This window comes from Mycobacterium sp. (assembly GCF_032161845.1).
Lineage (GTDB): Bacteria > Actinomycetota > Actinomycetes > Mycobacteriales > Mycobacteriaceae > Mycobacterium.
The window spans coordinates 1-5246 of the sequence record NZ_JAVRQA010000391.1 but is presented as its reverse complement, the minus strand read 5'-3'; the positions used below and the strand labels follow the sequence as shown (position 1 = coordinate 5246).

The 5246-nt window shown below is 67.2% G+C and carries 6 protein-coding genes; all 6 read left to right on the top strand.

Annotated features, from left to right (window positions below):
* On the top strand, nt 1–1555 hold a 1555-nt coding region (locus QOD90_RS21070; RefSeq protein WP_526352771.1), incomplete at its 5' end, for a Kae1-like domain-containing protein.
* Nucleotides 1528–1815 carry a HypC/HybG/HupF family hydrogenase formation chaperone gene (locus QOD90_RS21065; protein ID WP_526352770.1) on the top strand — a complete coding sequence of 96 codons (288 nt, stop codon included), beginning with the start codon at nt 1528–1530 and terminating at the stop codon, nt 1813–1815. The genes QOD90_RS21070 and QOD90_RS21065, both read left to right, overlap by 28 nt.
* Nucleotides 1812–2918 carry a hydrogenase formation protein HypD gene (hypD, locus tag QOD90_RS21060; protein ID WP_526352769.1) on the top strand — a complete coding sequence of 369 codons (1107 nt, stop codon included), beginning with the start codon at nt 1812–1814 and terminating at the stop codon, nt 2916–2918. The genes QOD90_RS21065 and hypD overlap by 4 nt, the downstream gene beginning before the upstream one ends.
* Entirely contained in the window at nt 2911–3984 is a 1074-nt protein-coding gene (gene hypE, locus QOD90_RS21055; RefSeq protein WP_526352768.1) for a hydrogenase expression/formation protein HypE, read from the top strand. The genes hypD and hypE overlap by 8 nt, the downstream gene beginning before the upstream one ends.
* Nucleotides 3985–4027: 43 nt before the next feature.
* Nucleotides 4028–4762, top strand: a complete 735-nt coding sequence (dapB, locus tag QOD90_RS21050) for a 4-hydroxy-tetrahydrodipicolinate reductase (RefSeq protein WP_526352767.1) — start codon at nt 4028–4030, stop codon at nt 4760–4762.
* Between the two features lie 111 nt (nt 4763–4873).
* On the top strand, nt 4874–5246 hold a 373-nt coding region (locus QOD90_RS21045), incomplete at its 3' end, for a hypothetical protein (protein WP_526352772.1).

Sequence of the window (5246 nt, the reverse complement as noted above, 5' to 3'; positions counted from 1 at the left end):
CGCCGACATCGCTGGCGCGCGCCGCATCGCCGAGGTGTCTCGCGGTGCGGAGGTTGCGCTGACCTCGCCGTCCGCGCCGATCGTCCTGCTTCCGGCGCGATCGGGCGTATTGGCCTCGCAGGTCGCTCCGGGCCTGCGCGATATCGGCGTCATGCTCGCGTATTCGCCCGTCCACCACATGCTCTTCGACCGGCTCGGCGTCACGGCACTGGTGATGACGTCGGCGAACCGTGGCGGATCGCCGATCGTGTTCCGCGACGACGACCTGAGCTGGATCGACGGCCTTGCCGACGCCGTGTTGTCGCACGATCGGCCCATCCACGTGCCGTGCGAGGACTCGGTGGTCGCCATCGACGGCGCCGGCCAGCAACTCCCCATCCGACGGTCCCGCGGTTACGCCCCTCTGCCCGTTGCGGTTTCGGTGTCGGAGCACGCGGGTGTGATCCTCGCGACCGGCGGCGATCTGAAGACGACGTTCTGCCTGATGGGGAACGACGGGCGCGCACACATGTCGTCGCATCTGGGCGACATGGCGGATCCGCGGACGCAGAACTGCTTCGCCGACGCGTACCGGCATCTGGCCGTCATGACCGACCGCAGACCGACGCTTATCGCACACGATCTGCACCCGGGCTACGCGACCACCCGGTGGGCGGCCAGGCAGGCGCTCGACGCGCTGGCCGTACAGCATCACCATGCGCACGCGGTTTCGCTGATCGCCGAACATCAGCGCATGGGCGAACCCATTCTCGCGGTGGCATACGACGGCACCGGCTACGGCATAGACGGAACCATCTGGGGCGGAGAGTTTCTCGCGATCGCAGACCCCGCCACCTTCACCAGGGTCGGACACCTCACGCCCTTCGCGCTGCCCGGCGGCGACGAGGCGGCGCTGCGACCTGCGCGCATCGCGCTCGACCTGCTGCACCGCGCGGGCATCGAATGGGACGCGGATCTGGCCCCCGTCGCCGACGTCGGCCCAGCGGGCATCAGCATTCTGGCGCAACAGATTCCCCGCGGCGTGCGTTGTGTCACGACCAGCAGCATGGGCAGGCTCTTCGACGCTGTCGCCAGCCTTCTCGGGGTGTGTCAACGGGTGACCTACGAAGGCCAGGCCGCCGTCGAACTCGAGCACCTGGCCCGCGGCGGCACGGCGCGCGGAGTCGAGATTGACTTCCGCATCGACGCCGGACTGATGGACCCGGCGCCGGTGATGGCGGGACTGGTCGACGGACTGCGTTCCGGCGCAGACATCGCCGATCTGGCCGCCGCGTTCCACGACGCGGTGGCGCGAGCCACCGTCGACGCCGTCACCAGCTACGCCGGCACTGCGGGAATCGGCACCGTCGGCCTGACCGGCGGCGTCTTCGTCAACCGCATCCTGCTCGACTCGATTCGGAAGGCATTGTCGGCGAAGGGATTCGACGTCCTCACCCACCGGATCCTGCCCTGCAACGACGGCGGCATCGCACTCGGCCAGGCCGTGATCGCTGCCTGCGCCCAACCTTCGACAGAGAGAAGTGGCCCATGTGCCTTGGAATCCCCGGCAAGGTAATCGACATCTGGGACGAGTCGGGCACCCGGATGTCCACCGTCGACTTCGGCGGTACGACCAAGAAGGTCTGCCTGGCCTACCTGCCCGACATGGAGATCGGTGAGTACACCATCGTCCATGCCGGTTTCGCCATCAACAGGCTCGACGAGGAGTCGGCCAACAACACCCTGAAGATGTTCGCAGATCTGGGCGTCCTGGAGGAGGAGCTCTCCGTTCTCCAACCTTCTCCCGGGCGCTCACGAGACGAGGAGTCAGCATGAAGTACCTGGACGAATTCCGCGATCCCGTCGCCGCGAAGACGCTGGTCGACCAGATCAAGCGACGAGCCACCCGCACCTGGACGATCATGGAAGTCTGTGGTGGACAGACACATTCGATCATCCGCAACGGCATAGACCAGTTGCTCGGCGACGCCGTCGAGTTCATCCACGGGCCCGGCTGCCCGGTATGCGTCACGCCGCTCGAGATGATCGACAGGGCACTGGAGATCGCGGCGCGTGACAACGTCATCTTCTGCTCGTTCGGAGACATGCTGCGGGTTCCCGGCAGCAAGCAGGATCTGTTCAGCGTGCGTGCGCGCGGCGGTGATGTCCGGATTGTCTACTCGCCGTTGGACGCCACCGCGATCGCCGCCGACAATCCGGACAAGGACGTGGTGTTCTTCGGTGTCGGCTTCGAGACCACCGCGCCAGCCAACGCGATGTCGGTGGTGCACGCCCAACGACTGGGTCTCAAGAACTTCTACCTGCTCGTGTCGCACGTATTGGTGCCACCCGCGATGACGGCGATCCTGTCCTCGCCGACGAACCGGGTGCAGGGCTTCCTCGGTGCGGGCCACGTGTGCTCGGTGATGGGGACCGCGGAGTACGGCCCACTGGTCGAGAAGTTCGGCGTGCCGATCGTGGTATCCGGCTTCGAGCCGCTCGACCTGCTGGAAGGCGTTCGGCAACTCGTCGACCTGCTCGAAGACGGCAAGGTCGAGATGCGCAACGCCTATCCCAGAGCGGTGAGCGAGGCGGGCAACGTCGTCGCGCAACAGACGCTGCGCGACGTGTTCGTCGTCACCGATCGGCCCTGGCGCGGGATCGGGATGATCCCGAAGTCGGGGTGGACACTGTCGCCGAAGTATGCGGACTTCGATGCCGAGAAGAAGTTCGGCGTCGGTCACATGCAGGTGGAGGAGTCGACCGAATGCCACAGCGGGGAGGTGCTGCAAGGTCTGATCAAACCCAACGAGTGCCCCGCTTTCGGCAAGACGTGCACGCCGCGCACCCCGTTGGGGGCGACGATGGTGTCGAGCGAGGGGGCCTGCGCCGCGTACTACCAATTCCGCCGGCTGGACCTAGCGGTGGCACATGCCTGACGAGCGGCCGGTCACGATCGATCCCGAGGCGTGGGTCTGCCCGATGCCGTTGCGCGAGACCAAGCGCATCGTCATGGGTCACGGCGGAGGTGGCGTGTTGTCGGAGGAGTTGATCGAGAACCTCTTCCTGCCTGCGTTCGGATCCGCCGGCGGGCCCGCTCGTGATTCGGCGCTCCTGACGGTGGCGGCAGGCCAGATCGCGCTGTCGACGGATTCGTACGTGGTGCAGCCGTTGTTCTTTCCCGGAGGGAACATCGGTGACCTCGCGGTGAACGGCACCATCAACGACCTCGCCATGAGCGGTGCTCAACCACTGGCGCTGACCGCGGGTTTCATCTTGGAGGAGGGCCTCGAACTCGAGGTGCTCGGCCGGATTGCGCAGTGCATGGGCAAGGCGGCCGACAACGCGGGTGTCGGGATCGTCACCGGCGACACCAAGGTCGTCGGGATGGGCAGCGCCGACCAGCTGTTCATCAACACCGCAGGCGTGGGGATCGTCCCGCCCGGGGTCTCGGTCGGCCCGGAGCGAGCACGCGTCGGCGACGACATCATCGTCTCGGGCAAGATCGGCGAGCACGGCGTCGCGATCATGAGCGTCCGCGAGGGAATCGACTTCGGCACCCAGATCACCACCGACAGTGCACCCTTGCATCGCTTGGTCGCCGCCATGCTCGCGGCTGGCACGGCCGGGGGAGTGCACACACTGCGCGACCCGACGCGCGGTGGACTCGTCGCGGCAGTCGTGGAACTCGCCCGCGGCGCAGAGGTCGGGATCCAACTCGACGAGCGCGCGATCCCGGTGCCCGAGGGCGTCGCGTCGGCGTGCAGCTTCCTGGGGCTGGATCCGCTACAGGTCGCCAATGAGGGCAAGTTGGTCGCGTTCGTCGACCCGTCGGACACCGCGGCCGTCCTCGCCGCGATGCGCGCCCGCCCGGAGGGCTCGGATGCCGTGGTCATCGGCAAGGTCGTGGCCGAGCACCCGGGCATGGCGGTGGGGACGACGTCGTTCGGCACCACTCGGGTAATCGAAAGGGAACTCGGCGAACAGCTTCCACGCATCTGCTAGCGGCGCTGCCGCGCGGCGGTCGGCTGGCAGTAAAGTCCAGACCATGCGTGTCGGAGTGTTGGGTGCCAAGGGCAAGGTCGGCGCGACGATCGTCGACGCCGTCGAGAGCGCCGCCGACCTGACGTTCACGGCAGGTGTCGACGCAGACGATCCGCTCGGCGCCTTCCCCGACAGCCAGACTCAGGTCGTCGTCGACTTCACCCATCCCGACGTCGTGATGGACAACCTGAAGTTTTTGATCGACAACGGCATCCACGCGGTCGTCGGCACGACGGGGTTCACCGACGAGCGGATCGACCAGGTTCGAAACTGGCTCGCCGACACGTCCGACGTCGCCGTGCTCATCGCGCCGAACTTCGCGATCGGCGCCGTTCTGTCGATGCAGTTCGCCAAGCAGGCTGCGCGCTTCTTCGAATCGGTCGAGGTCATCGAGCTGCACCACCCGTTCAAGGCCGACGCACCCTCGGGTACCGCCGCGCGCACCGCCCGCTTGATCGCCGAGGCGCGAAAGGATCTGCCGCCCAACCCCGACGCGACCAGCACGGGTCTCGAAGGCGCCCGCGGCGCGAGCGTCGACGGCATCCCGGTGCACTCCATCCGGCTCGCGGGCCTCGTCGCGCACCAGGAGATCCTGTTCGGCACGCAGGGGGAGACGCTCACCATCCGTCACGACAGCCTGGACCGGACATCGTTCGTGCCAGGAGTTCTGCTCGGCGTGCGGCACGTGCACGAGCATCCCGGCCTGACGATCGGGATCGAGCCGCTGATGGAGTTGTGAGGTGACCGCGCCGAGACTGCACCCTCTGACGGATTTCGGCCGATTTCCGTCATCTTCTGCAGTCTCGCCGCGCTCGTGAGGGCCCTGCGCATCCAGCTGGTGATCGGCTTCATGTGCGCCGCGCTCGTCGTCTACTTCGTGCTGCTCGGTCGCGCTGCCCTCGTTCTGGTGACCTCTGGCAAGCCTGCGGCGATCGGACTGGGCGTCGCCGTGTTCCTGCTTCCGATCATTGGGCTGTGGGCGATGATCGCCACGCTGCGAGCGGGCTTCGCCCACCAGAGGCTCGCGCGCAAGGCTGTCGAACAGGGCATGGAACTCGACGTGAGCACGATGCCGCGCAGGCCATCGGGGCGGATCGAGCGCGACGCGGCCGACGCGATGTTCCACGCGGTGAAGGCCGAGCTGGATCTGGACCCCAAGGATTGGCGGCGCTGGTATCGGCTGGCTCGAGCCTACGATTACGCCGGTGACCGGGGCCGGGCTC